Origin of the sequence: Pseudomonas sp. ICMP 561 (assembly GCF_002699985.1) — a bacterium.
GTDB classification, from domain to species: domain Bacteria; phylum Pseudomonadota; class Gammaproteobacteria; order Pseudomonadales; family Pseudomonadaceae; genus Aquipseudomonas; species Aquipseudomonas quasicaspiana.
This window is the reverse complement of sequence record NZ_LKBT01000045.1, coordinates 16270-41508: the sequence shown is the minus strand read 5'-3', so window position 1 is coordinate 41508 and position 25239 is coordinate 16270. Positions and strand designations below refer to the sequence as shown.

The 25239-nt window shown below is 56.6% G+C and carries 22 protein-coding genes; 5 read left to right on the top strand and 17 right to left on the bottom strand.

Going from position 1 to position 25239, the window contains the following annotated elements; all coding sequences use genetic code 11:
- The first annotated feature begins 38 nt into the window (after positions 1-38).
- The gene (locus AO242_RS22175) at positions 39-1256 is read left to right on the top strand and encodes an argininosuccinate synthase (protein ID WP_027898440.1); all 1218 of its coding nucleotides are present in this window, start codon (positions 39-41) and stop codon (positions 1254-1256) included.
- Between the two features lie 379 nt (positions 1257-1635).
- Here the strand turns inward: AO242_RS22175 and AO242_RS22170 are convergent, their stop codons facing one another.
- Entirely contained in the window at positions 1636-1863 is a 228-nt protein-coding gene (locus AO242_RS22170) for a hypothetical protein (RefSeq protein ID WP_099270384.1), read from the bottom strand.
- Positions 1864-1991: 128 nt separating this feature from the next.
- Entirely contained in the window at positions 1992-2519 is a 528-nt protein-coding gene (locus AO242_RS22165) for a hypothetical protein (protein ID WP_099270589.1), read from the bottom strand.
- Between the two features lie 1247 nt (positions 2520-3766).
- Between AO242_RS22165 and AO242_RS22160 the strand changes: the two genes are divergently transcribed.
- On the top strand, positions 3767-4393 hold the full coding sequence (locus tag AO242_RS22160) for a response regulator transcription factor (protein WP_025261490.1): 627 nt from the start codon (positions 3767-3769) through the stop codon (positions 4391-4393).
- 119 nt (positions 4394-4512) lie between these two features.
- On the opposite strand, the gene AO242_RS22155 is transcribed toward AO242_RS22160, so the two are convergent.
- The 4 genes from AO242_RS22155 to metG form a co-directional block, all read right to left on the bottom strand.
- Entirely contained in the window at positions 4513-4695 is a 183-nt protein-coding gene (locus tag AO242_RS22155) for a PA3496 family putative envelope integrity protein (protein ID WP_099270383.1), read from the bottom strand.
- Between the two features lie 105 nt (positions 4696-4800).
- Complete coding sequence (gene nth / locus AO242_RS22150) at positions 4801-5439, bottom strand: endonuclease III (protein ID WP_099270382.1); 639 nt, start codon at positions 5437-5439, stop codon at positions 4801-4803.
- Positions 5436-6491, bottom strand: coding sequence for an electron transport complex subunit RsxB (gene rsxB / locus AO242_RS22145; RefSeq protein ID WP_099270381.1), 1056 nt, complete (start codon positions 6489-6491; stop codon positions 5436-5438). Before rsxB ends, nth begins: the two co-directional genes overlap by 4 nt.
- 135 nt (positions 6492-6626) lie before the next feature.
- On the bottom strand, positions 6627-8675 hold the full coding sequence (gene metG, locus AO242_RS22140; protein WP_099270380.1) for a methionine--tRNA ligase: 2049 nt from the start codon (positions 8673-8675) through the stop codon (positions 6627-6629).
- 292 nt (positions 8676-8967) lie between these two features.
- Here metG and apbC point away from each other — a divergent pair, with 292 nt between their 5' ends.
- Complete coding sequence (gene apbC / locus AO242_RS22135) at positions 8968-10062, top strand: iron-sulfur cluster carrier protein ApbC (RefSeq protein ID WP_099270379.1); 1095 nt, start codon at positions 8968-8970, stop codon at positions 10060-10062.
- Positions 10063-10321: 259 nt separating this feature from the next.
- Here the strand turns inward: apbC and AO242_RS22130 are convergent, their stop codons facing one another.
- Positions 10322-10531 carry a cold-shock protein gene (locus tag AO242_RS22130; RefSeq protein ID WP_002554837.1) on the bottom strand — a complete coding sequence of 70 codons (210 nt, stop codon included), beginning with the start codon at positions 10529-10531 and terminating at the stop codon, positions 10322-10324.
- A 310-nt stretch (positions 10532-10841) separates the two neighbouring features.
- Here AO242_RS22130 and dcd point away from each other — a divergent pair, with 310 nt between their 5' ends.
- On the top strand, positions 10842-11408 hold the full coding sequence (gene dcd, locus AO242_RS22125) for a dCTP deaminase (protein WP_027898447.1): 567 nt from the start codon (positions 10842-10844) through the stop codon (positions 11406-11408).
- A gap of 118 nt (positions 11409-11526) precedes the next feature.
- Positions 11527-11742, top strand: coding sequence for a hypothetical protein (locus tag AO242_RS22120; RefSeq protein WP_099270378.1), 216 nt, complete (start codon positions 11527-11529; stop codon positions 11740-11742).
- Between the two features lie 112 nt (positions 11743-11854).
- On the opposite strand, the gene pdeM is transcribed toward AO242_RS22120, so the two are convergent.
- From pdeM to AO242_RS22065, 10 genes are all read right to left on the bottom strand, one after another.
- A complete protein-coding gene (pdeM, locus tag AO242_RS22115; RefSeq protein ID WP_099270377.1) occupies positions 11855-12511 on the bottom strand; it encodes a ligase-associated DNA damage response endonuclease PdeM in 657 nt (218 codons plus the stop codon).
- Positions 12508-14997 (bottom strand): ligase-associated DNA damage response DEXH box helicase, encoded by a 2490-nt coding sequence (locus AO242_RS22110; RefSeq protein WP_099270376.1) that lies wholly within the window; start codon positions 14995-14997, stop codon positions 12508-12510. Before AO242_RS22110 ends, pdeM begins: the two co-directional genes overlap by 4 nt.
- A 173-nt stretch (positions 14998-15170) precedes the next feature.
- A complete protein-coding gene (locus tag AO242_RS22100) occupies positions 15171-15935 on the bottom strand; it encodes an ABC transporter ATP-binding protein (RefSeq protein ID WP_099270375.1) in 765 nt (254 codons plus the stop codon).
- Between the two features lie 13 nt (positions 15936-15948).
- On the bottom strand, positions 15949-17067 hold the full coding sequence (locus AO242_RS22095) for a succinylglutamate desuccinylase/aspartoacylase family protein (RefSeq protein WP_099270374.1): 1119 nt from the start codon (positions 17065-17067) through the stop codon (positions 15949-15951).
- Positions 17068-17076: 9 nt separating this feature from the next.
- Entirely contained in the window at positions 17077-17787 is a 711-nt protein-coding gene (locus AO242_RS22090) for an ABC transporter permease (protein ID WP_099270373.1), read from the bottom strand.
- Positions 17784-18512, bottom strand: coding sequence for an ABC transporter permease (locus AO242_RS22085; protein WP_027898454.1), 729 nt, complete (start codon positions 18510-18512; stop codon positions 17784-17786). Before AO242_RS22085 ends, AO242_RS22090 begins: the two co-directional genes overlap by 4 nt.
- Positions 18513-18597: 85 nt before the next feature.
- Positions 18598-19380: a transporter substrate-binding domain-containing protein gene (locus AO242_RS22080; protein WP_027898455.1), complete on the bottom strand. Its 783-nt coding sequence runs from the start codon at positions 19378-19380 to the stop codon at positions 18598-18600.
- A gap of 315 nt (positions 19381-19695) precedes the next feature.
- Entirely contained in the window at positions 19696-21411 is a 1716-nt protein-coding gene (locus AO242_RS22075) for an ATP-dependent DNA ligase (protein WP_099270372.1), read from the bottom strand.
- A complete protein-coding gene (locus AO242_RS22070; RefSeq protein ID WP_027898457.1) occupies positions 21408-22463 on the bottom strand; it encodes a ligase-associated DNA damage response exonuclease in 1056 nt (351 codons plus the stop codon). Before AO242_RS22070 ends, AO242_RS22075 begins: the two co-directional genes overlap by 4 nt.
- A gap of 226 nt (positions 22464-22689) precedes the next feature.
- Positions 22690-25155 (bottom strand): penicillin acylase family protein, encoded by a 2466-nt coding sequence (locus AO242_RS22065; RefSeq protein ID WP_099270371.1) that lies wholly within the window; start codon positions 25153-25155, stop codon positions 22690-22692.
- Between the last annotated feature and the right edge of the window lie 84 nt (positions 25156-25239).

The following is a 25239-nucleotide window of genomic DNA, read 5'->3' as shown; positions in this document are numbered from 1 at the left end:
AATCATCGGTTTTCCGTACAACCCGGTGGAGTGATGGCATGGCGGACGTAAACAAGGTAGTTCTCGCGTATTCCGGTGGCCTGGATACTTCGGTAATCCTCAAGTGGCTGCAAGATACGTATAACTGCGAAGTAGTGACCTTTACCGCTGACTTGGGTCAGGGCGAAGAAGTCGAACCCGCACGCGCCAAGGCAAAAGCCATGGGCGTCAAAGAAATCTACATCGATGACCTGCGCGAAGAGTTCGTGCGTGATTTCGTGTTCCCGATGTTCCGCGCCAACACTGTCTACGAAGGCGAGTACCTGCTGGGTACTTCCATCGCTCGTCCGCTGATTGCCAAGCGCCTGATCGAAATCGCCAACGAAACCGGCGCTGATGCCATTTCCCACGGTGCTACCGGTAAAGGTAACGATCAGGTGCGTTTCGAGCTGGGTGCCTATGCGCTCAAGCCTGGCGTGAAAGTGATTGCCCCTTGGCGCGAATGGGACCTGCTGTCCCGCGAGAAGCTGATGGACTACGCCGAGAAGCACGCGATCCCGATTGAGCGTCACGGCAAGAAGAAATCTCCATATTCCATGGATGCCAACCTGCTGCACATCTCCTATGAAGGCGGCGTGCTGGAAGACACATGGACCGAGCACGAAGAAGACATGTGGCGTTGGACCGTGTCCCCGGAGAAGGCTCCGGACACCCCACAATATCTGGAACTGACCTACCGTAACGGCGACATCGTCGCGCTGGACGGCGTTGAGATGACGCCTGCCACTGTGTTGGCCACGCTCAACCGTATCGGTGGCGAGCACGGTATTGGTCGTCTGGACATCGTCGAGAACCGTTACGTGGGTATGAAATCCCGCGGCTGCTACGAGACGCCTGGCGGCACGATCATGCTGCGCGCTCACCGTGCCATCGAGTCGATCACTCTGGACCGCGAAGTGGCTCACCTCAAAGATGAGTTGATGCCTAAGTACGCGAGCCTGATCTACACCGGTTACTGGTGGAGCCCTGAGCGTCAGATGCTGCAGCAGATGATTGATGCCTCGCAGGCTCACGTGAATGGCGTGGTGCGCCTCAAGCTCTACAAAGGCAATGTGATCGTGACCGGTCGCAAGTCTGATGAATCGCTGTTTGATGCCAATATCGCGACCTTCGAAGAAGATGGTGGCGCTTATAACCAGGCAGATGCAGCAGGCTTCATCAAGCTCAACGCGCTGCGCATGCGTATTGCTGCGAACAAGGGCCGTAAACTGTTTTAACGACGTGTCCTGAAATGAAGATGCAGCACCTTTCGGGTGCTGCATCTGAAAATGACTGAGACTTGTGAGATGCTGCCAGCATTGCGTTTCTTGCAGCCTGCTCAGTTAGCTTTCCGGCGGCCACAGTTGCCGTATAAGGTACTGCCGTGGTGCCTTCCATACGCGGATAAATCTGCCCGCGTTCAGTTGTGACGTTTCAGTGCGTCATGAGTTTTTCGAATTGTTTATTCTCCCTGAATACTCTGTATCTAACGGGTTGGCCGTATCGTTATGCCTGCACTAGCGTGTCTTGACTCTATGTGTGCTAGTGCGGTTTAACAGCAGGGCAAGGAGGGGTGAGCATATACCTGGTTTTCCGACATCACTTGATAGCGACAGGCTATTTATCTGAAGGATCGACAGGGGGATAAAGAACCCGGCTGTTGAAATTGAGCGTCAGGAAAAATAACACAACCAGTGCAGAGGGAAATGCCTTTAGAAACCATATATAGATCTGACGGTTTTCTTCATCAAGGTGAGGGAGCACCGTTGTTGCTGATGCCTCGCACAAGGCGGCGAACATCGCAATGATACTGATGGGGTTGATAAGGCGCGGTAGTAGTTTCATGGGGTTTTCTCAAATAAGACCTTTAATGGAGTCAGAGGGATTAGATTCGGCGAATCTCCGAAATGTGCACGTGCACCTGAAAAGTTTGTGAATCTTCTTTCGGTGTTCAGTGTGCTTTTCAAACTGTTCTATGGAGAGGGGTCACCCTCGTTTATTTTGAATTCGAACCGATACGCTTTTCCTATGTTCCACACCTGGCGAACGCTCAAGCCCAGAATGTTGGCAATCTCGTGTGCGGAGTATCCAAGGCTTGAATAATGCATCGCATGCCCCGCCACAGTGTCGTCAATATCTGACGTTTCCGACCGATGTGCTCTGCCGGTTTCGTTGACCGGGCGGCTGAATGCGATTTTTACGCCGTGCTCCGCAGCCAACTGTTTGATATCTCTCTTGTTCATCCTCAGCGAGTACTGCAGTGCGTTAATACCGGCGCCTTTAGCCACCAGCGCTTTTAGAGTATCCAACTTGTCAGGTTTTTCAACAGCTGCAATTTCAGGCGCTGGTGTTGTACTGGCGGTGCTTAGTGTGGCTGCCTGATGTGCAGCTTGCGAGACGATGTCAATAACGCCGCCCTGAGCTACGAAGTGTTCAACAGCTGCCGCAAGATCCAGAGAGTCTGCCTCTTGAGGGCAGGCACTGGAGATTTTGTTGTTCATGATATATCCCTTTTTGAACATGGTTGTACACAGGGCCCATTCAAAAAAGAATCGTCGGTCCATATCAGGGCGCGGTCAGCGAAGGCTGTTCGGATGGGGCATGTTCATGCTGCCCGAATCCCTTCGGCTCTCTAGTGAAGGAGAGTCCTTTTAAAGCAACGCTTTTTTGATGGGTCAAATTGGCATCATTTGTTAAGTGGGTTTCATGTAGTCCTGCATGTTTTATCTGTGATTAGTGGAAGGGTTCTTGAAAAAGTAACGACTGGTAATAAAATTTGCAAGTAAAAAAGCTTTCGCTAGATGGATTGATTTATAGGGTAATTAATTTTCTTACATGAAGATTTTCTTCGTCTGTTAGTGTTGTAGTACATTTCCTCTTTGGCGGGGGTATATGGATTTGCTTGGGGATATAGTATTAGCTTTCAGCCGGATGGCTGCCTGAGATCAGTCTCCGTCAGAAAAGTCATGCACTGCTTTTAGAAATTTCTGATGGTCTGGAGGCTGTCTGCATTTATGTGTTGTGCGGTGCATGAATACCGCACAATTAAATGAGCAAGGAGGTCATGCTTTCTTGAAAGCTCAGGCGTTTCCGAAATCTAAGTAGGATTTTTCGCAAAATATATATATTTACAAAATGGGCGCTGCAAAGTGTGTATTTTTTAAACGTAGCAGAGGGTGATGGCTGAAATATTCTGTTGGCACAACCGTGACGCTAAATGTGGCGGTGTTCTGACATATTGGATGCCGTTGCCGAAGCGCAGTGCCAGTGTCTCAGATATGTAACAGTGTGTTTGTGCTGGCGAGGCCCGGAAGTTTTTTGTGGACGTGTGAAGGGAATATAAAAGCATCGTTTCTGGTGATGGCTAGAAGCTATCTAAACTGAGTGCTCGACCTGTTGTCACGGATGTGGATAGCTCAGGATCGACCAGGTCGGTGTAATGCATGTTTATTAGTCCAAAGGGATATTTGAAAAATGCTTGACCCGAACATAATAATTCTATTAGTTGATCCGCGCTCCAGTATCTTGATTTTGTACAAACCAGTTAATTTCTATTTTTCAGCGCAGGCAGACGTGTGATGGCCACTTATGTAGCGTCATTTAGACTGATATTTGTAGGAATATTCTGCGGTGGTTGTGGGAATGGTCTTTGGCTGTCAGTCCCAAGGGGGGCGCGTCATGCAAAGCACTAAACGACTAAGCTATTGTGCTTACTCTGAAACTTCGAAAAGCGAAAATTGGACTGCCCATGAATAAAGTGCTGATCGTGGACGATCATCCCGTCATTCGCCTTGCTGTTCGTATGCTGATGGAGCGCCATGGCTATGAGGTTATTGCGGAGACGGATAATGGAGTGGATGCCCTGCAACTGGCTCGTGAGCATTTGCCCGATATCGTGATTCTCGACATAGGCATTCCAAAGCTGGATGGCCTCGAAGTCATCGCTCGTCTGTCTGCCATGACCCTGCCGTTCAAGGTGCTGATCCTGACCTCTCAGGCTCCTGGGCATTTCTCCATGCGCTGCATGCAGGCCGGGGCAGCCGGATATGTCTGCAAGCAGCAGGACCTCACCGAACTGTTGAGCGCCATCAAGGCCGTATTGTCGGGCTACAGTTATTTCCCTAACCAGGCCCTGCATACCGTTCGCTCAAGCATGGGCAATGCCAGCGAAGCTGACATGGTTGATCGCCTGTCTGGCCGGGAAATGATGGTGCTACAGCAATTGGCGCGAGGGAAAACCAATAAGGAAATTGCAGATGGAATGTTTTTAAGTAATAAAACAGTCAGCACCTATAAGACTCGACTGTTGCTCAAACTCAATGCTCATTCGTTGGTTGATCTCATCGAGCTCGCTCAGCGTAATGGTCTGGTCTGAGGAGATTTGGCGATTTTTACCAGAGGGAAATCATGATATGCGCTGCAGCTTGTGGTGCTGAGCGCTAAAGCCTCTCGCACATGAGAGGCTTTGAATGGGGAGGTGAAGCGGGGCAGCGATCATAGATCGTAGTCGTAATCAGCCAGTTGCTTTTGCAGACGTCTTTCTTCAAGCATGTTGTCGATCGTGCGTCGTTTGCTGAGATTGGTCTTGGCGGGTTCAACAGGTGCGGGCTCTGCATCATCTGCTTCAACCGCAATGAAATCGTCGTCTACATCCAATTGCTCTTTGTCAGTGCTCATAAGGTGACTCCAGACTTAAGCTGTCGTTGGCGCACCTTATAGCGAGTATCTGCGAGCGGGTAAAAAAGATTTTTTCAATCGATCAGTCGTTTGAGGTCCTATCGCTCAATCGTCCGAGGTCTTGTGCTTGTAATCGCACAGGTCTTCGATCATGCAGCTGCCACAGCGTGGCTTGCGTGCCTGGCAAACATAGCGGCCAAGCAGGATCAGCCAGTGGTGGGCGTCCAGCAGATAATCCTTGGGTACAAACTTCATCAGCTGCTTCTCTACCTCAACCACATTTTTGCCTGGGGCAATGCCGGTACGATTGCTGACACGAAATATGTGGGTGTCTACCGCCATGGCTATCTGGCGGAATGCAGTATTGAGCACCACATTGGCTGTCTTGCGTCCCACGCCGGGCAGGGCTTCAAGTGCTTCGCGTGTTTGCGGCACTTCTCCATCGTGCAACTCCATGAGCATTCGGCATGTTTCTATAACGTTTTTGGCCTTGCTGTTGTAGAGGCCGATGGTTTTTATGTACTCGGACAAGCCTTCCACGCCAAGGTCATAGATCGCCTGTGGGGTATTGGCGACAGGATAAAGCCGTGCGGTGGCCTTGTTCACGCTGACATCGGTTGCCTGGGCTGAAAGAATCACAGAGATGAGCAACTCGAATGGCGTGGTATACGCCAGCTCGGTCTTTGGATCCGGATTGTCTTCGTGAAGGCGACGAAAGATTTCCAGGCGTTTTGCAGCGTTCATGAACCGGGATTTTCCTTGGGGGCGATAGCTTGCGGGTTGGCTGACAGGCTCTGCTCTGCGGCCTCAAGAGCTTGTTCGGCATGTTGAAGCTGAGCCGTCAGGCTCGCGATCTGTTCTGAAGAAGCCTCGTTCGTCTGCGCTTTTTTCAATGCCGCGCGTGCCATGGCCAGCTGGATTTTTGCACGTTTGACCCCGCTGTTGTCCATCCGTGGGGTCGGTGTTGCGATTGGGCCGGGTTGCGCGGACTGGAGGCTCTCAAGGGCTTGTTCGGCCGTTTCGTATTCCTGCTGCAATTGAACCAGACGTGCTGCCTGCTCGGCGATAGGAGGGTGACCGAATGCCTTCAAGGATTTATTGAGTTGAGCTCTGCTCATAGCCACGTTGATGCGGGCTTTTTTCAATGCATCGTCATCGACGGCAACGCGTTGCGTGCCTGTGCGCTCAGCTATTGATTGCGCGGTTGAGCGAGGGGGTTCAGGTGCTGCTGTGGCCCTTTGCGCGCGCGCAACTCGCTCAGCATGCCGACGCTCCTCTTCGCGTCGTAGCCGCGCGTTGCGGGACTCGAAGCGACGTCGTGCCTGATTTCGCCTTTGGCTGCGATTCTGTTGCTCCGGCACAGTTGCGGCATATCCGCTGACGATAGGAGTGACGTTAGAAGGAAGCGGCAGCAGGTCAATGCAATCCACCGGGCAGGGGGCGATACACAGGTCGCAACCGGTGCACTCATCGACGATGACGGTGTGCATGAACTTTGCTGCGCCGACGATAGCGTCAACCGGGCAAGCCTGAATGCACTTGGTGCAGCCAATGCATTCGGCCTCCCGAATAAACGCGACTTGTGCTGGCGCAGAACCCCGCTCCGGATCGACGCGCAGCGCTGGAACGCTGAGTAACTGCGCCAGAGCCGCAACGGTCTCATCGCCACCCGGCGGGCATTTGTTGATTGCTTCGCCTTGGGCGATCCCTTCTGCGTAGGGCTTGCAGCCGGGATGTCCGCATTTTCCGCATTGGGTCTGGGGGAGCAGGGCGTCGATGCTTTGGATGAGGTTCATGGTTTTGCCGGATAGGCGAGCAGGCGGTGGGCAAGTGAAGTGGGTGAAGCGCTCGCAGGCGAACGTTTGTTTTTACTGCAAAAAGCACAAACCCGATAACAGCGTATAAGGCTGTTATCGGGCAGGCCTCAAGTCTTACTTGATGCGTTGGCCTGGTTTGGCACCGCTATCAGGGCTGAGCAGGTAGATTTCTTCGCCACCCGGGCCTGCGGCCATCACCATGCCTTCCGAGATGCCGAAGCGCATTTTCCGCGGTTTGAGGTTGGCAATCATCATGGTCAGGCGGCCCTCCAGCTCAGACGGGTTCGGGTAGGCACTTTTGATGCCTGAGAACACGTTGCGCTGTTCGTCACCGATATCCAGAGTCAGACGCAGAAGTTTATCTGCCCCTTCAACATGCTCGGCCTTGAGGATCAGGGCGACTCGCAGGTCCACTGCTGCAAAGGTATCGAAATCGATCTCGGCAGACAGCGGGTCCTTGGCGAGTTCGCCATTCCCCTCGGGCGCAGCACCGGTATCGGTTGCACTGGCCGTCAGGTCTTCTTTCGAAGCGGCGGTCATGGCTTCAACCTTGGCCGGGTCGATGCGGCTCATCAGGGCCTGGAACGGGTTGAGCTGATGATTGCTCAGCAGCGTCTTGTGATCATCCCAAGTCAGTGGCGCAACGTTGAGGAATTTCTCGGCGTCGGCAGCCAGTAGTGGCAATACCGGTTTGAGGAAAATCACCAGTTGCCGGAACAGGTTGATGCCCAGTGCGCAGACCGCCTGTACTTCATTCTGTTTACCTTCCTGCTTGGCCAGAGACCAGGGAGCCTTGTCAGCGATCCAGGCGTTGGCGCGGTCCGCCAGACCCATGATTTCCCGCATTGCTCTGGCGAAGTCGCGTGCTTCATAGGCTTCTGCGATACCAGGTGCTGCAGCCAGAAACGCGTCGGTCAGTTCCGGAGCCGCATTTTCAGCCACCATCACACCGGCATTGCCTTTGTGAATGAAGCCCGCGCAACGACTGGCAATGTTCACGACCTTGCCGATCAGGTCCGAGTTGACCTTCTGCACGAAGTCGTCGAGGTTCAGGTCGAGGTCGTCCACACCCTTGCCCAGTTTGGCTGCGTAGTAATAGCGCAGGTATTCCGGCGACAATTGGTCCAGGTAGGTGCGTGCCTTGATGAACGTACCACGTGATTTCGACATTTTTTGACCGTTGACGGTCAGGTAGCCGTGCACATTGATACCGGTTGGCTTGCGCAGGCCTGCACCTTCGAGCATTGCTGGCCAGAACAGGGCGTGGAAGTTGACGATGTCCTTGCCGATGAAGTGATACAGCTCGGTCGTCGAATCCTTGGTCCAGAAAGCATCGAAATCCAGATCAGGACGGCGTGCGCACAGGTTCTTGAAGCTGGCCATGTAGCCGACAGGAGCGTCCAGCCACACGTAGAAGTATTTGCCCGGCTCGTCAGGGATTTCGAAGCCGAAGTAAGGCGCATCGCGGGAGATATCCCACTGCTGCAGGCCGGCATCCAGCCATTCGGCGATCTTGTTTGCCACGGCATCCTGCAGTGTACCGCTGCGTGTCCAGCTTTTGAGCATGGCGTCAAAGGCTGGCAGGTCGAAGAAGAAATGCTTCGAATCTTTCAGGACAGGCGTAGCGCCGGAAATCGCCGATTTCGGGTCTTTCAGGTCGGTTGGCGCGTAGGTCGCACCGCACTTTTCGCAGTTGTCGCCGTACTGATCTTCAGTGCCGCATTTCGGGCAGGTGCCCTTGATGAAGCGGTCGGCCAGGAACATTTTCTTTTCCGGGTCGAAATACTGGGTGATCGAGCGGGTAGCGATATGCCCGGCATCGCGCAGGCGGGTGTAGATCATGCTCGACAGCTCGCGGTTTTCATCCGAGTGCGTCGAGTGGAAATTGTCGAAGTCCACCAGGAAATCACTGAAGTCGGCGCTATGTTCCGCCTTGACGTTGTCGATCAGTTGTTCCGGGGTGATGCCTTCCTTTTCCGCGCGCAGCATGATTGCCGAGCCGTGAGCGTCGTCCGCGCAGACATAGATGCATTGGTTGCCGCGGTGCTTCTGGAAGCGCACCCACATATCGGTCTGGATGTACTCAAGCATATGGCCAAGATGGATCGAACCATTGGCATAGGGCAGGGCGCTGGTAACGAGGATCTTGCGTGGCTCGGACATGGGGCTCGGCTACTTGAAGTGAAACGGAGGTCGGCCACTATAAAGGTCTGAGTGATTTTTTTCATCCTGTGCTGACTGTAGGAATGTGCGTGGTTAATCGTTGAGCATTGCCTGTAGGAGCGCGCTTGCCCGCGATTGCGGTATTTCAGTCGAAATATTACCGCCCGGTCTGACGCTATCGCGGGCAAGCGCGCTCCTACGGGAATGATGATTCCAGCGAAACCATGCCGGTGGCACGCAGAAGCGTTAGGATAGCCGCCTGTTTTAGTCTGTCTTTATTCGGGAGTAGCCCATGAGCGCTGTTAATCGCGCAGCGGTGGAAGCCGTTCTTCGCCAATATACCGATCCTTATTTGAATCAGGACCCCGTGACCGCCGGGTGTGTGCGTGCCATTGAGGTCCACGGCGAGCGCGTCAGTGTGCAGCTTGAGCTGGGTTACGCGGCCGGTCTGTTCAAGAGTGGCTGGGCGCAGATGCTGCAAATCGCCATTGAGGGTCTGGAGGGTGTGACCTCCGCCAAGGTGGAGATCACCACGGTGATTGAGCCGCACAAGGCTCAAGGGCAGATTCCCGGTCTGGCTAATGTGAAGAATATTGTTGCCGTAGCATCCGGCAAAGGCGGCGTGGGCAAATCCACCACGGCGGCCAATCTGGCATTGGCGTTGTCTCGCGAAGGCGCGCGGGTCGGGATTCTGGATGCTGACATCTACGGTCCGAGTCAGGGCGTGATGTTCGGCATCGCTGAAGGCACACGGCCTAAAATCAAGGATCAGAAATGGTTCGTGCCCATCGAGGCCCATGGTGTCGAGGTGATGTCCATGGCCTTTCTGACCGATGACAACACGCCGATGGTCTGGCGCGGCCCGATGGTTTCCGGCGCACTTCTGCAGTTGATTACGCAAACGGCGTGGAATGATCTGGATTACCTGGTCATCGATATGCCGCCGGGTACGGGTGATATCCAGCTGACGCTGGCGCAGAAAGTCCCGGTCGCAGGTGCGGTGATCGTCACGACGCCTCAGGATCTGGCGCTGCTCGATGCGAAAAAAGGCGTCGAGATGTTCCGTAAGGTCAATATTCCAGTGCTGGGTGTCGTGGAAAACATGGCCGTACATATTTGCTCGAACTGCGGTCACGCGGAGCATTTGTTCGGTGAGGGCGGTGGCGAGAAGCTGGCCTCGCAGTACGACGTCGAGCTGCTGGCTTCGTTGCCATTGTCGATGCTGATTCGCGAGCAGGCTGATGGTGGTAAGCCGACCGTTATGGCTGAGCCGGAAAGTCAGATTGCGATGGTGTATCAGGAACTGGCGCGCCATGTGGGGGCCCGGATCGTGCTGCAGGAAGCGGCCAGCCCGGCGATGCCGAGTATTTCTGTTAGCGACGATTAAGAGCAGCAAAACCTAGGGAGATTTGTGTTTTGCCCGCAATCTTGTAGGACTGGCTTTAGCCGGGAGAGCACTATTTCTGGTGAAGAAGCTTCGGTGGATCTCCCGACGCCCTCCCGGCTAAAGCCGGTCCTACGGATTGTGTAGGTCCTGTGTGCGAATGAATTCTCTCCCACAGTTTCGGGTGGCGATGCCGCGGGTATTTTCTACAGGCATAAAAAAACCCCGCCGAAGCGGGGTTCTTTAAGCGAATAAGTACAAGTTAGATAACTTGAACTTCTTCAGCTTGCATGCCTTTCTGACCGCGGGTAGCGATGAAAGAGACCTGTTGGCCTTCTTTCAGGCTTTTGAAGCCGTCAGATTGGATAGCTTTGAAGTGCACGAACAGGTCGTCACCGGATTGTGGAGTGATGAAGCCGAAGCCTTTTTCATCGTTGAACCACTTAACGGTACCAGTTTGGCGATTAGACATGGTGTATCTCCTTGGACAAAGTTAACTGCGACTCAGGAAGTGCCCTGGCCGAGACTGAGTGCAAAGAGCAGGAAAAATTCTTGGAGATGGTTGGATCGAAATTCAACATCGTGTAGAGATTCTCAGTGACACAAGCAACACAGTGACGCCACCTTAACGCTTTTTTTTGAGCATGCCAACCGTCAATTGAGGATTATTTCCATTCATGGGAAAAAGCATTGGCTTGCAGGCTGCTACAAGCTTTGAACCCAAAGCCGTGGCCCGGTAAGATGCCGGACATGTTTTTTCACCCAGCTATCAGGACATCGCCATGAGCATCAAATCGGACAAGTGGATTCGCCGCATGGCGCAGGAGCAGGGCATGATCGAGCCCTTCGTCGAGCGCCAGATGCGTGGCGAAGGCGCCAGTCGTCTCATCTCTTATGGCGTTTCCAGCTATGGCTACGATGTGCGCTGTGCAGATGAATTCAAGATTTTCACCAACATCAATTCTGCAATCGTTGACCCGAAAAACTTCGATGAAGGCAGCTTTGTCGACGTGAAAAGCGATGTTTGCATCATCCCGCCTAACTCTTTTGCTCTGGCGCGCACCGTCGAATACTTCCGTATTCCACGTAACGTGCTGACCATCTGTCTGGGTAAAAGCACGTATGCGCGTTGCGGCATCATCGTGAACGTGACGCCGCTTGAGCCGGAATGGGAAGGTCATGTGACCCTGGAGTTCTCCAACACCACCACATTGCCTGCGAAAATCTACGCCAACGAGGGTGTGGCGCAGATGCTGTTCCTCGAGTCCGACGAAGAGTGTGAAGTGTCTTACAAGGATCGTGGCGGCAAATATCAAGGGCAGCGTGGCGTTACCTTGCCTCGCGCTTAACTGATATTTGTTACCGTTAAGTCTGGCGAAATTGAATTAGTCCTCAAATCGGCACTCTATTGACTGAATCGCTTCTTCTCACACCGCGTGAGCAGGGGATAACGCTCAGGAGTACCTTATGAAGAGACAATCGAACGCCAGCGCCCAGGGGGCGGACCCGCGAGAGAATCATGTGGGTCTGCTTGCCTTGTCGTTACTCGCCTATCCGCAGTTCAACATGGTCGGCGGCGTACCGGGGCAGCCAGGCCCGGATACCCCCAATGACCATCCTCAGCCGATGGAACCCGGCGAACCGACTCTTCCAGACGAGCCACCACCGGCTCCGGTTGCCTGAATAGTTTTCTTGCTGCTGCTGGCGCATGAATTGGCCAGCAGTGCTGCTGATGAATTTCAAATCACTCTGGATCATGCGCGCATCCGGATTAAATGTGCAGACTTGAATCGTTTCAGCCAGTCGCCCATACCGCTCCATCTCCCACCACGTAAATTCTGCTGTCCTGCTCACGCTCTACCTTGTACCCGCCGGTAAATGCTCCGAACGCGGGCAACAGGCTCGTGCGCTCATTGAGATAGAAGCACGCCAGCCGCAGGCGCTGACGTCCACGCCCCTGCAAGTGATAAACCGGATGAACATGCCCTGCCAGCACGTGATGGGTCGGGTGCGGATGAGGTTCATGCTGCAGCGCGAAGGGCCCCAACAGTAGCGGTTCCGGCACGGTCTCGATCATCAAGTCTGCAGGGGGATCGCCTGCGTGCTTATCATGGTTGCCACGGATCAGCGTGATTGCCAGCGTCGGATGCCCGGATCGCCAATTGCTGAGTGCCTCCAGCGTGGACGGCGTGCGCGACTGCCGCGCATGCAGGAAGTCGCCGAGGAATATCAGCCGGTCACAGGGATAGCTCCGCAGCAGGTCATCAAGGCGCTGCAAGTTGCTTTGGGTCGTGCCTTGCGGGACCGGCTGCCCAAGCGCGCGAAAGGCAGCCGCTTTGCCAAAATGCACATCGGCGATCAGCAAAGCTCGATATTCGGGATAGTAAATGGCTTTTTCAGCCAGCAACCAAAGCTCGGCACCTGCCAGTTGTACCGGGACGTGAGGATTCATGTGACGTCAGTTCCTGCTGCTTTTTCCAGGTCGCGCACCATTCGGGCAATCCGGTCTGCGAGCTTTTCCGAGCTCAGGCTTTCGCGCATACGCTCTACCAGCAGGGGAAAGGCCATCGGCGTAGCGCGTTTGATCAGATGGACGTCCAGCGTGCGTTGGTTGATGCGTTGCAAGGTGTGCTCCAGTCTCGCGACATCCAGCTCCTGACGCAGAACCTCTTCTTGAGCCTGTGTCAGCAGCAGGTTGCCAGCGTCGTATTGTTTGAAAACTTCGAAGAACAGCCCACTGGACGCCTGTAGTTGCCGGTTGCTCTTCGGCGCACCGGGATAGCCGGAGAATACCAGCCCGGCAATGCGGGCGATTTCCCTGAAGCGTCTCAGGGCCAGTTCGCCCGCGTTCAGGCTGGCCATGATGTCGTTCATCAGATGCTCTTCACTGAACAGCTCAGGGCGTAGTTCTGCCTGCCAATCCACCTCGGTGGCGCTGAGCAGCTCAAAACCATAATCGTTAACCGCGATGGAAAAGGTCAGTGGTGTATGGCGGCTCAATCGCCAGGCCAACAGGCTCGCCAGTCCCAGATGCACATGGCGACCGGCAAAAGGGTAGAGAAACAGGTGCCAGCCCTCCCGGGATTTCATGATTTCTGACAGCAGCGTGTTTTCCTGAGGCAGGGCGGACCACTGCCGCTGGACTTCCAGCAAGGGTTTAACGGCCTGCATTTCCGGGCTGTTGAATTCGCCGTGAGCGGCTGCGTCGAACTTTGTCACCACGGCAGCGGCCAATTCGCTGGAGAGCGGCATGCGCCCGCCATTCCAGCGTGGAACAGCGGCTTTTTTGCTGGTCGCTTTTTTCACATAGGCGGTCATGTTTTCGACGCGCACCAGCTCCAGCAATCGCCCACTAAACAGAAACCCATCACCAGGCTTCAGGCGCGCAATGAATCCTTCTTCGACGCTGCCCAGCGAGCCACCTCCGCCGCCTTTTTTCCAGTACTTTACGTTGATGCTGGCGTCGCTGACGATGGTGCCGATGCTCATGCGGTGACGTCTGGCAAGGCGCGCGTCCGGCACCCGCCAGATGCCATTGTCGTCAGGCTCAACGCGTCGATAGTCCGGGTAGGCGGTCAACGAATGGCCGCCATGACGAACGAAAGCCAATGCCCATTGCCACTCGTCATCGGTCAGTTCTCGATATGCCCAGGCAGTGCGTACTTCGCGTAACAGCGTTTCGGGATCGAAGCCGCCGCCCAGCGCCATGCTGACCAGATGCTGGACCAGTACGTCGAGAGGCTTGTGTGGTGATTCTCTGGGCTCGATCATCCGCGCTGCTACCGCGTCATGAGCCGCAGCGGCCTCAACCAGTTCCAGGCTGTGCGTTGGCACCAGCGTCACTCGCGATGGGCGGCCCGGTGCATGGCCCGAACGCCCGGCACGTTGCATGAGGCGTGCAACACCTTTAGGTGAGCCGATTTGCAGCACACGCTCGACGGGAAGAAAGTCCACGCCCAGATCGAGGCTGGAGGTGCACACCACTGCCTTGAGGTGGCCTTCCTTCAGGGCGCGCTCGACCCAGTCCCGCACTTCTCGCGCCAGTGAGCCGTGGTGCAGGGCAATCAGTCCGGCCCAGTCCGGGCGAGCTTCCAGCAGAGCCTGATACCAAACCTCTGATTGCGCACGTGTGTTGGTGAACACCAGGCAACTGGCGCTGCTGTCCACTTCCGCCAGTACTTGCGGCAGCATACGCAAGCCCATATGCCCGGCCCACGGGAAGCGTTCTATGGACGGTGGCAACAGGGTGTCCACGCGTAGTTCTTTGGTGATCTTGCCTTGCACGCTGATCCCGCCTTCGCCGACCAGCACTTCCTGAGCGTGCTGTTGATTGCCGAGCGTCGCGGAAACGCCCCACACGATCAGATCCGGATTCCATTGGCGCAAGCGGGCCAGTGCCAGTTGCAACTGGACGCCGCGTTTGTTGCCGATCAGTTCGTGCCACTCATCCACGACGACCATCTTAAGGGTCGAGAACGTGCTTTGAGCGTCAGCGCGAGTCTGTAACAGGGTCAGGCTTTCGGGCGTGGTGATCAGCGCAGTGGGCAGTCGTCGCCCTTGTCGGGCGCGTTCGCTGCTGCTCGTATCGCCTGTGCGCAGGCCGACGCTCCAGGGGATGTCCAGATCTGCCAAGGGGGCTTCGAGCGCTCTGGCAGTGTCGGCAGCCAGTGCGCGCATGGGCGTTATCCACAACACGCTGAGCGGTGTGGCGGGCGGTTTGCGCTTGCGGGGTTTGTCGTCGGCTGGCGGTTTGACGGCTTGTGCGAAACGATTGAGCGCAGCGAACCATACGGCGTAGGTCTTACCAGAGCCGGTGCTTGCGTGCAGCAGGCCTGAGTGCCCCTGCTTAACGGCCGACCAGACCTCTTTTTGAAAAGGAAAGGGCTTCCAGCTGCGTTCCGAAAACCATCGCTGAGCGAAATCGGTGGGTCTGCTCATGCGCCGCTGTGTGCTCTGAAAGGGGGTATTTCAGAGACAGCGCAGATGGGGGATTAGTTGTGTTGGTTGTTGTTTGTTGGAGCGAGGCTTGCCCGCGAAGAACGATGACACGGCACGCCTGATGCGCCGCATTGTCTGGTTCGCGGGCAAGCCTCGCTCCAACAGGCTGCCGGTTACTTCAAATTCCCGCTCAAGAACTGCTGCAGCCGCTCGCTTTTCGGATTGCCCAACACCTCATCAGGGTGACCGGACTCTTCGATCTGGCCTTGGTGCAGGAATACGATCTGGTTGGCGACTTTACGGGCAAAGCTCATTTCGTGGGTCACCATGATCATGGTTCGACCTTCTTCGGCCAGACCCTGAATCACTTTGAGTACTTCGCCGACCAGCTCGGGATCGAGTGCCGAGGTCGGCTCGTCGAACAGCATGATTTCGGGCTCCATCGCCAGCGCGCGGGCAATGGCTACGCGCTGCTGCTGACCACCGGACAGGAAGGCCGGGTATTGGTCGGCAACGCGTTCCGGCAGGCCGACCTTGTCCAGATATTTGCGGGCGCGGGCTTCGGCTTCTTCCTTGGAAACGCCCAGCACCCGGCGCGGTGCCATGGTGATGTTTTCCAGAACGGTCATGTGCGCCCACAGGTTAAAATGCTGGAACACCATGGCCAGCCGGGTGCGGATGCTTTGCAGCTCATCCGGGTCGGCAACGCGCATGTGGCCCTTGTCGCTGACCATGCGAACCTGCTTGCCGTCCAGGCTCATGGCACCGTCGTTCGGTTGTTCAAGGAAATTGATGCAGCGCAGGAACGTGCTTTTGCCGGAGCCGCTGGCGCCGATCAGGCAGATGACATCGCCGCTGCTGGCTTTGAGCGAAACACCTTTGAGTACTTTGTTATCGCCGTAGCTTTTATGCAGGCCATCGATGGTCAGTTTGTACATGACAAGCAAGTCCTCAAGGAGAAAGTAGGTAGCCGCTACGGTAGGCTTCGGTGCCTGCGACGTGAGCGATGACCATGCCGGCGGTGGCCATGCGGCGTAACGAACGCGCATAGAGCAGGCCGGGATTGAGCGTGTGGATCGGCGTGACGGTGTCACTGATCGGGTCGATGATTTCTGCGATCAACTGGCCCGCCTCGACGTATTCACCGGGTTGGGCGCAAAACACCAGTAGCCCGCCGACGGGCGTGGCCACCGGTTCAACCGCCGCCAGTGGTGTGGCCGGGTAAAGCAATTCAGGAGCGGCCGAGATGTCACCGCCAATCGCACCGTAATGGATCAGGTAGTTGATCAGCGCCTGGCAGTCACGACTGGCTAACGGGTGATTGACATCGCCCTGACCACGCAATTCCAGCGTGACCGAAAAGCTGCCCATGGGAATCGCGAAGCGATCACCGAAGCGCTGCTGCAATTGCCACCAGACCAGCGTGAAGCACTCATCGAACGACTGGCCACCGGAGTCAGTCGCCAACAGGCTGGCCTGAGCGCCGAGGTAGCGCGAGAGCATTTCCACCTGTGGCCAGGCTTCAGGCGTGGTGTACAGGTGCTCGACGGATTCGAAGTCGCAATGCAGGTCCAGCACCATGTCGGCATCGCAGGCCAGGCGCTGCAAGGTCAAACGTTGCGATTGCAGTTGGGTCGATGCGATCTGCGCTTCAAGCGCTGCGCGCAGGCTACGACGGATCAACCGGGTGTTGTGCTGCGGATCAGTCGTGAGCTGTGTTTCAACCTCATCGCCCACCTGTACGCCGAGATCGATGAACCAGCGGTTGAAGTTCTGCCCGCTTTCCAGCTCATAACGGCCCAGCGGGACGTCCATCAGCACCTGTTCCAGACCGATAGGATTGGCCACCGGCACGACAACGATTTCACCGAGCAGTAAACCGGCATTTTCAAGCTCGCTCAGTCTCTGCTTCAGGTACCAGGCGACCAGCATGCCCGGCAGCTCGTCGGCGTGCAGCGAGGCCTGGATATAAACCTTGCAGACGCCGTTTTGCGGACCGTAGTGAAAACTGTGGATCTGCCGCGCAGTGCCCGGCACCGGCGCGAGCAGATCGTGGGTGTCATGACGCATGGGCAGGTCCTAGTGAGTCGGGCCGAGAAAGGCCAGCCAGCGGCGTTCTGCAAGACGGAACAGACCGACCAGAATGAACGTGACGCACAGGTAAATAATGGCGGCGATACCGAACGACTGGAACGTCATGAAGGTTGCCGAGTTCGCATCCCGCGCGACTTTGAGAATGTCCGGCACAGTGGCGGTGAAGGCTACCGTGGTCGAGTGCAGCATCAGAATCACTTCGTTGCTGTAGAACGGCAGCGAGCGACGCAGGGCCGATGGCATGATCACGTAGGCGTAAAGCTTCCAGCCGGTCAGCCCGTAGGCTTTGGCGGCTTCGACTTCGCCGTGGTTCATGCTGCGGATCGAGCCGGCGAAAATCTCGGTGGTGTACGCGCAAGTATTAAGGGCGAACGCCAGGATCGTGCAATTCATCGCGTCGCGGAAGAACGAATCTAGAATCGGCTGCGCGCGCACGGCTTCGAGGCTGTAGATACCGGTGTAGCAAATCAGCAGCTGTATATAGAGAGGCGTGCCGCGAAACAGGTAGGTGTAGAACTGCACCGGCCAACGAACCCAGAAGTTGCTGGAAACACGAGCGATGGACAGCGGGATCGAGACCAGAAAGCCGATGGCGATGGAGGCGCTGAGCAGCCACATGGTCATGGCGAGGCCGGTGATGTGCACGCCGTCACTATAAAGGAAGGGGCGCCAGTATTCCTGAAGCAGTTCGATCATCGTTGAGCCTCCCGGCTGCCTGCGGAATACCGCCGTTCAGCCCAACGCAGGGCAAAGTTCGAAGCGCTGGTGATCAGCAGGTAAATCAATGCAGCGAGGACCAGAAAGTAAAACAGTTGGTAGGTGCTTTTGCCGGCGTCCTGGGCGGCCTTGACCAGATCGGCCAGACCGATGATCGACACCAGCGCAGTGGCCTTGAGCAGCACTTGCCAGTTATTGCCGATACCCGGCAGGGCGAAGCGCATCATCTGCGGGAATACCACGTAGCGAAAACGCTGGGCGCGACTGAGGCCGTAGGCGGTAGCGGCCTCGACCTGTCCACGCGGCACCGAAAGGATCGCGCCACGGAAGGTTTCGGTGAAATACGCGCCGTAAATGAAGCCGAGCGTGATCACGCCTGCGCTGAAAGGATCAATTTCGATGTAGTCCCATTCCATTGCGTCGGTCAGCTGACTCAGCCAGGTTTGTAGGCTGTAGAAGATCAGCAACATCAACACGAGGTCGGGAACGCCACGGATCAGTGTGGTGTAGAGCTGCGCCGGCATCCGCACAATGGCGGCGCCCGACAGTTTTGCACTGGCGCCGATCAGTCCGAGCACGATGCTCACGAACAGCGACAGCAGCGATAATTTAACGGTCATCCATGTTCCTTCGAGCAGCAGAGGGCCGAAGCCTTTGAGGCTGAAGGAGGAGAGTCCGAGGGTTTGCAGCAGTGTATCGAACATGGGTAAAGCCTTTGACGGTCAATAAAACAAAACGCCCATGGAAATCGGCGGTGGATCATCGCCGAAATCCATGGGCGTCGGGGTGTTATTTACCGCTATACAGATTCAGATCGCCGAAATGCTTTTTCTGGATCTCGGCATATTTGCCGTCGTCGTGTAACGCTTTGATACCTTTATCCAACAGAGCCTTGAGCTCTTTGTTACCTTTCGCGATACCGATCGCAGTTTTGGAAGGCAACAATTCGCTGTCGATTGGCTTGCTGACTTCGTAATCAGCACCTTGTGGCGACTTCAGGAAGCCCAGTTCAGCTTGCAGCATGTCCTGAATGGACGCATCAAGACGACCGGAAACCAGGTCGGCGTAAACCTGATCCTGGTTGGCATAGGCCTGGGTTTTTACACCCGCCTTGTCCAGTACGGCTTTGGCATAGGCTTCCTGAATGGTGCCTTGCTCATAGCCAACGGTTTTGCCTTTCAGGCTGGCCGGGTCAGCCGTCAGGCCTGCACCTTTTTTGAACACCAGAGAAGTCGGGCCGGAGAACAGTTCGTTGGAGAAGTCGATAACCTTCTCACGTGCCGGAGTCACGGTCATCGACGAGATAACGCCGTCGAATTTACGCGCTTTCAGGCCTGGAATCATGCCGTCGAAATCGCTTTCGACCCATTTGCATTTAACCTTCAGCTCGGCGCAGATAGCGTTGCCCAGGTCGATGTCGAAGCCTACCAGGCTGCCGTCAGCGGCTTTTGATTCGAAAGGTGCATAAGAAGGATCAACGCCAAAACGCAGTTCCTTGTATTCCTTGGCCATTGCATTGCCTGCAGCGAGACAAACAGCCAATGCAGAAAGGGTCAGCCATGCTTTTTTCATCGTTCAGTCCTTAAAACCAAATTGAGCGTTGGGAACACGCGAGGCTTGCTACCGGCGGGTGCCAGACCACAGAAGATAGCAATTTCCGAACCAAAGATACGAACGTGCGTTTTAAATGTACGGAGTTGTCGCAATGTTGACTGCTGACTTCGAGGGCGCTACCTGTAGGAGTGAGCTTGCTCGCGATAGCGTCGTGCCAGCAGCATTGAGCATTAACCGACAACCCTATCGCGAGCAAGCTCACTCCTACAAAGGTTGGTGTTTCGCCCTAACAAGGTGCGCGAAAATTCAGCAGCCCCAAAAAAGGGCGGCATCCTACCCCAGCAAGTCCTGCAACGTCGACAAACTATCGGCCTCGGCGACTGATTTATCCTGACGCCAGCGCAACATGCGCGGGAAACGCACTGCAATCCCGCTCTTGTGACGCTTTGACAGGGCGATGCCTTCGAAGCCCAGCTCGAATACCAGACTTGGGGTCACACTGCTGACCGGACCGAATTTTTCCACGGTGGTCTTGCGCACAATGGCGTCGACCTTGCGCATTTCTTCGTCGGTCAGGCCCGAATAGGCTTTGGCGAAGGGCACCAGTGTGCGCTGGCTGGATTCAGGCGGGCCGTCCCACACCGCGAAGGTGTAGTCGCTGTACAGGCTAGCGCGCCTGCCATGGCCGCGTTGCGCATAGATCAATACGGCATCGACGCTGAACGGATCGACTTTCCATTTCCACCAGACGCCCATGTCCTTGGTGCGGCCCACGCCATACAACGAGTCCCGGGATTTAAGCATCATGCCTTCAACGCCCAGGCTGCGAGAGGCTTCACGCTGCACGCTCAAGTCCAGCCAGTCTTTGCCATTGATAACCGGGGAGGGCAATAACACCGGGCTTTGGCTGGTTTCGATCACTTTTTCCAATTGCGTGCGCCGCTCATGTTGCGGGCGGCTGCGCCAGTCATGCTCCTGCCATTCCAGCAGGTCGTAAGCGAGCACCACGACGGGCACTTCCTCGAGGATTTTCTTGCCCAGCGTTTTACGGCCGATGCGTTGCTGCAGGAGCGCGAAGGGCTGGACCGATGGCTGAGCCTGTGTGACATCTGGTGGAGAATCGGCGCTCAGGGCGAACTCCGCTTTGTCAGTGGCTGACGTTTCTGGCGTCTTCCAGACGACTATTTCGCCGTCGATGACGGTCCCGTCCGGCAGGCTTTGTACCAGGCTGTGCAACTCAGGGAAGCGGTCCGTGACCAGTTCTTCACCGCGAGACCAGATCCACAAGCGACCTTCGCGCTTGACCAGTTGTGCGCGAATACCGTCCCACTTCCACTCCACTTGCCAGTTTTCCGCTGGCCCCAGCAGACTTTCGAACTGATCCACCGGCTGCTGCAGGGCATGGGCGAGGAAAAACGGATAAGGCTGACCGCCACGCTGAGCGTGCTCGTCATCCGATTCTGCTGCGATCAGTTTGAGAAAGCCCTCGGCGCTGGGCCGGTGAGACAGATCCGTGTAACCCACCAGGCGTTGCGCTACGCGTTTGCTGTCGATATCGGCCATGGCGGCGAGGGCGCGAGTGACTAAGAGCTTCGAAACGCCTACCCGGAAGCTGCCAGTGGTCAGCTTGATGCAGACCATCAGACTGACCCGATCCAACTGGCTCCAGAATGTCGGCAGGCGCTCGGCCAGTTCTTCCGGAGGCAGGCCGCGCAGGGGCAGCAGATTGTCTTCCATCCAGACGGCCAAACCTTCGTCGGAGTCGTGTTCGGCCTCTGGTAACAGCAGCGCCAGGGTTTCAGCCAGATCACCCACGGCCTGATAGCTTTCTTCGAACAGCCATTCCGGCAGCTTGCCCAAGGTCATGGCTTGTTCGCGCAACAGTTTGGTAGGCACCAGTTGGCGTGGGCGTCCGCCCGACAGGAAATACACTGCCCACGCCGCATCCTGCGGCGGCACTTTCGCGAAGTAGTCGCGCATGGCGGCCAGCTTGGCGTTGCTTGAGGTCGTGGCGTCGAGTCGGGAATACAGCTCGGCGAAGGCTTTCATGCCGAGGCCTCGGTTGATTTTTCGGGTCTGGTTTCCTCTGGTTTTGCTTCTGCGGCGCCAGAGTCTTCCTCATCGCCATATTCGGTGACGAAGCCTTGCGCATCGAGCCCGGACTCGCGCAGGTAACGCACCAGCACGGCTACTGAACCGTGGGTCACCATCACTCGCTCGGCACCCGTCTGCTCGATTGCCCAAAGCAGGCCTGGCCAATCGGCGTGATCGGAGAGCACAAAGCCTCGGTCCACGCCGCGGCGTCTGCGTGTCCCGCGCAACATCATCCAGCCGCTGGCGAAGGCATCACTGAACTCGCCAAAGCGCTTCATCCAGGTGCTGCCGCCTGCGGAGGGGGGCGCGAGGATCAATGCCTGTCGCAGGGCCGGATCGGTTTTCTTGAAGTCGCCGGCGTACTGCGTTTCGGGGATTCGTACCCCGGCTTCGCGGTAGACCCGGTTCAAGGGCTCGACCGCACCGTGAACCAGAATCGGCCCGATCTCCGGGTCGATACCGTGCAGGATGCGTTGCGCCTTGCCGAAGGAATAGGCGAACAGCACGCTGGCTTTGCCGACGGCGGCATTGGCCCGCCACCAGTCGTTGATCCCGGCGAAGATCTGCGACTGAGGCTGCCAGCGATAGATCGGCAGGCCAAAGGTAGATTCAGTGATGAAGGTATTGCAGCGCACCGGCTCGAACGGCTCGCAGGTGCCATCCGGCTCGACTTTGTAATCGCCGGACGCCACCCAGACTTCGCCTTTGTACTCCAGCCGGACCTGCGCCGAACCCAGCACATGCCCCGCTGGATGCAGGCTCAGTTTTACGCCGTGGTGCAGCAGGGTTTCGCCATACGCCAACGTTTGCAGGTTGATGTCCTGTCCTAGCCGCGAACGAAGAATGCCTTCGCCGGGCGCGGCGGCCAGGTAGTGCTCATTGCCGGTTCGCGCATGATCGCCGTGGGCGTGAGTAATGACCGATCGCTCAACGGGACGCCACGGGTCGATGTAGAAATCTCCGGGCGGGCAATACAAACCTTCGGGACGCGCGATAACAAGATCCATGGAATAACCGACTGGATGGGCTTGTTAGTTATGAGGGCGGGGCGGGGGAGGAAGTTCGACGCTTTAACACAGGTTCGTAGGACCGGCTTCAGCCGGGAGGGTGCCGGTACAGACCCTGCATCTGCTCGTCAGAAATACAGCCCTCCCGGCTAAAGCCGGTCCTACGGTTATGTGGTGTCCGTAGGAGCGGCTTCAGCCGCGAGGGATCCGCGCGCGAAACCAGCGATTATTTCCCTGGCACCAGCGTCAACCGCTTGCTGCCATAAGCCCGCTCGTAATTCTGGGTTTGCAGCGGGATTGACTGGTACTGGCCTTTCAGCCAAGGCTCGATGCTGTTGGTGTAATACGGGCTGGCCGGGTTGCCGGACTGGCCGATGTTGATCAGGCTCAGCATCGGTTCGCTCTGGCCGAAGTCGATGATCATGCGCATGCTCGGCACCGCCTGGCTGTCGAAGTGCTGACCCCATGGATACGCCGCGATGTTCAGCGTGTTGTGGTCGCCCCCTGTTGCACTTGGGCCACGGTTGAAGCTGTTGGCGGCGAAGTCGCTGCTTTGCAGGGTCGAGCGATGCAGTTTGCCCCATTGCCAGGCTTTGCGATCAGTGCCCATCAGGCTGTCACCGGCAGTGATTGCTGCCGCCAGACTGCGGGCCAGAATCGCCGGCTTGTCTTCTTTCTGCGGGGTTTTCGCGTCGTCCCAATATGGGCTGTCTTCGCGTCCCAGCAAATGATCGGCTTGTGCCGAGTACGACAGGTTGGCGTTCTGCACCAGCGCTTTCCACGCCGGACTGGTTTCCGGGCCAAGCTCGTCAAGGAAGATCTGCTTGGCGCTTTCCTGCAGGAACAACTCATAAAGCGCCGCATCAGCAGAGGTTGGCGTGAGTTTGCCGTCGAATGCCATCAGCCGGGTAAACGCTTCCCGTGCTTTGCTGCGCTCAGCTTCAGGCAAGGCGTCGATGGCCTGTTTCAGTGGTTTGACCATGCCCGGTGCTTCGAACATTTTTCTCAGCTTGGCGGCAAACGTCGTGCTCTGGTCGTATTGCATGGCAATGACGCTGCGGGTGTCCTGCTTGCCACTGTTGGCCAGTTCGGCAATACGCTCTGCACGCTCCGGGGCTTTCCACGAGTTGGACAGTTGCATGCCGTAACCCTTTGGGAAGGTCCGCTGGTTGGCGGTGCCGATCCAGCCCTGCTGCGGATTCTGATCGTAAGGGTGCAGCATGGCGTCAGCGAACCCATCCCAGTCGTAACGGCTGTCCCAGCCCGGCGAAGGCAGCAAGCCCAGGCCTTCACGGCGATTCGGATAGCGGCCGGTGACTTGCCAGGCGACGTTCGACGCATCAGCAAAGACCATGTTCAGCGCGATGGCGCGGATTTCACGGCTGGCATCGAACGCCTTGTCGACGTTCGGCGCGCGGGACAGATCGAAGAACGCGTCCAGGCTTTTGTCGTCTTTGAAGTCTGGTGTTTGCAGTGCCAGACCCAGGCTGTTGTTCAACTGACCTTCGCTCGGGTTGCTGTTGAGCAACGCGCCGTGACGGGTCGCGAACACGGTTTCACGAATCGGACGGCCGCCTTTGACAATGAAGGTTTCTTCATGGGCTGTTGCAGGCAACCATTTGCCATCGGCCAGGTACATCAGGCGATTGTTCTCACGTTTCAGCTTTTCCAGAAACAGGTCCTGGTTGTCGCCCATCACCGAGGCCATGGACCAGCCCAGCTTGCCGTTGAAACCACTCAGAATCAGTGGCAGACCGGCGATTGTCGCGCCGGCGGCCTGATATTTCGGGGCGCGAATCTGTACGAAGCTCCACGCGGAATTCAACCCGGCAGGCAATTGCACGTCGTTGGCCAGCAAGCTTTTGCCGGTACGGCTGCGTTGTGGTGCGATGGCCCAGTTGCTGGAGGCAGCAATGCCCAGCATGTTCAGGTCGGTCAGTTGCTGGGCGACTTTATTCAGATCGCTCAGGCCTGACACCTGTCCGCCAAGGTTCAAACCTTTGAGTTTGTCGGCTTCGGAGAACGGCAGTTCTTCGTCCGGGTAGGTCGGGACCAGCCAGGCCAACTTGTCGGTGCCGACTTTTTGCGCCAGCAGCAATGAGGACAGTTCCTCCTGCAGGTTTGCCGACTGGCTGAAGTTCAGCAGGCTGAAGATCAGCGCCGAGTCCTCGGGCTTCCAGTAATCCGGGCGATAGCCAGAACTGGCCAGATCTGCAGGCAGATTGTCACGGTAGCGGAACAGGTAAGCGTTAACGCCACGGGCATACACTTCAAAGAAGCGTTGCAGGCGCGGGGTGGACGCGTTGTACAGCTCGCTGGCGCTCTTTTTCAGGTTCGCGGCGCGCATCAAACGGTCGATATCCAGTGCGCCGGGGCCGGCCATTTCCGACAGACGACCCTGGGCCAGCAGGCGCATGCTCAGCATTTGCGTGATGCGGTCGCTGGCGTGCACGTAACCCAGGGTGAACAGCGCGTCGTGAAAGGTGCTGCTTTCAATCAGCGGCATACCGAGGTTGGTTCGCCGTAGAGATACGTTCTGAGCCAGGCCTTTGACCGCAACGGTGCCGGAAGCAGGCAGCAGTGAGTCGCCTTGGCTCCCGCCTAATTGGCAGCCAGCAAGACTCAACAAACCCACCGTAGCGGCGGCAGCACCGAACCGGTTTACAACGTTGGAACGGGCTGGTGAGGCCATGGCGAAACTCCTGCGGGGGCTTAACGTATAAAAGGCGCTACGTTAGAGAGCGAGCAGGCACTGCGCAAGCGGGGGGAGGGAGTT

What these genes read in the sequence shown, in the direction of transcription:
- AO242_RS22085 (WP_027898454.1), bottom strand. Translation starts at nt 18,512, where the DNA reads ATGTTCGATACACTGCTGCAAACCCTCGGACTCTCCTCCTTCAGCCTC.
- AO242_RS22165 (WP_099270589.1), bottom strand. Translation starts at nt 2,519, where the DNA reads ATGAACAACAAAATCTCCAGTGCCTGCCCTCAAGAGGCAGACTCTCTG.
- AO242_RS22170 (WP_099270384.1), bottom strand. Translation starts at nt 1,863, where the DNA reads ATGAAACTACTACCGCGCCTTATCAACCCCATCAGTATCATTGCGATG.
- AO242_RS22095 (WP_099270374.1), bottom strand. Translation starts at nt 17,067, where the DNA reads ATGCGTCATGACACCCACGATCTGCTCGCGCCGGTGCCGGGCACTGCG.
- AO242_RS22160 (WP_025261490.1), top strand. Translation starts at nt 3,767, where the DNA reads ATGAATAAAGTGCTGATCGTGGACGATCATCCCGTCATTCGCCTTGCT.
- apbC (WP_099270379.1), top strand. Translation starts at nt 8,968, where the DNA reads ATGAGCGCTGTTAATCGCGCAGCGGTGGAAGCCGTTCTTCGCCAATAT.
- AO242_RS22070 (WP_027898457.1), bottom strand. Translation starts at nt 22,463, where the DNA reads ATGGATCTTGTTATCGCGCGTCCCGAAGGTTTGTATTGCCCGCCCGGA.
- AO242_RS22065 (WP_099270371.1), bottom strand. Translation starts at nt 25,155, where the DNA reads ATGGCCTCACCAGCCCGTTCCAACGTTGTAAACCGGTTCGGTGCTGCC.
- metG (WP_099270380.1), bottom strand. Translation starts at nt 8,675, where the DNA reads ATGTCCGAGCCACGCAAGATCCTCGTTACCAGCGCCCTGCCCTATGCC.
- AO242_RS22130 (WP_002554837.1), bottom strand. Translation starts at nt 10,531, where the DNA reads ATGTCTAATCGCCAAACTGGTACCGTTAAGTGGTTCAACGATGAAAAA.
- AO242_RS22110 (WP_099270376.1), bottom strand. Translation starts at nt 14,997, where the DNA reads ATGAGCAGACCCACCGATTTCGCTCAGCGATGGTTTTCGGAACGCAGC.
- AO242_RS22120 (WP_099270378.1), top strand. Translation starts at nt 11,527, where the DNA reads ATGAAGAGACAATCGAACGCCAGCGCCCAGGGGGCGGACCCGCGAGAG.
- pdeM (WP_099270377.1), bottom strand. Translation starts at nt 12,511, where the DNA reads ATGAATCCTCACGTCCCGGTACAACTGGCAGGTGCCGAGCTTTGGTTG.
- AO242_RS22090 (WP_099270373.1), bottom strand. Translation starts at nt 17,787, where the DNA reads ATGATCGAACTGCTTCAGGAATACTGGCGCCCCTTCCTTTATAGTGAC.
- rsxB (WP_099270381.1), bottom strand. Translation starts at nt 6,491, where the DNA reads ATGAACCTCATCCAAAGCATCGACGCCCTGCTCCCCCAGACCCAATGC.
- AO242_RS22100 (WP_099270375.1), bottom strand. Translation starts at nt 15,935, where the DNA reads ATGTACAAACTGACCATCGATGGCCTGCATAAAAGCTACGGCGATAAC.
- AO242_RS22155 (WP_099270383.1), bottom strand. Translation starts at nt 4,695, where the DNA reads ATGAGCACTGACAAAGAGCAATTGGATGTAGACGACGATTTCATTGCG.
- AO242_RS22075 (WP_099270372.1), bottom strand. Translation starts at nt 21,411, where the DNA reads ATGAAAGCCTTCGCCGAGCTGTATTCCCGACTCGACGCCACGACCTCA.
- AO242_RS22080 (WP_027898455.1), bottom strand. Translation starts at nt 19,380, where the DNA reads ATGAAAAAAGCATGGCTGACCCTTTCTGCATTGGCTGTTTGTCTCGCT.
- AO242_RS22175 (WP_027898440.1), top strand. Translation starts at nt 39, where the DNA reads ATGGCGGACGTAAACAAGGTAGTTCTCGCGTATTCCGGTGGCCTGGAT.
- dcd (WP_027898447.1), top strand. Translation starts at nt 10,842, where the DNA reads ATGAGCATCAAATCGGACAAGTGGATTCGCCGCATGGCGCAGGAGCAG.
- nth (WP_099270382.1), bottom strand. Translation starts at nt 5,439, where the DNA reads ATGAACGCTGCAAAACGCCTGGAAATCTTTCGTCGCCTTCACGAAGAC.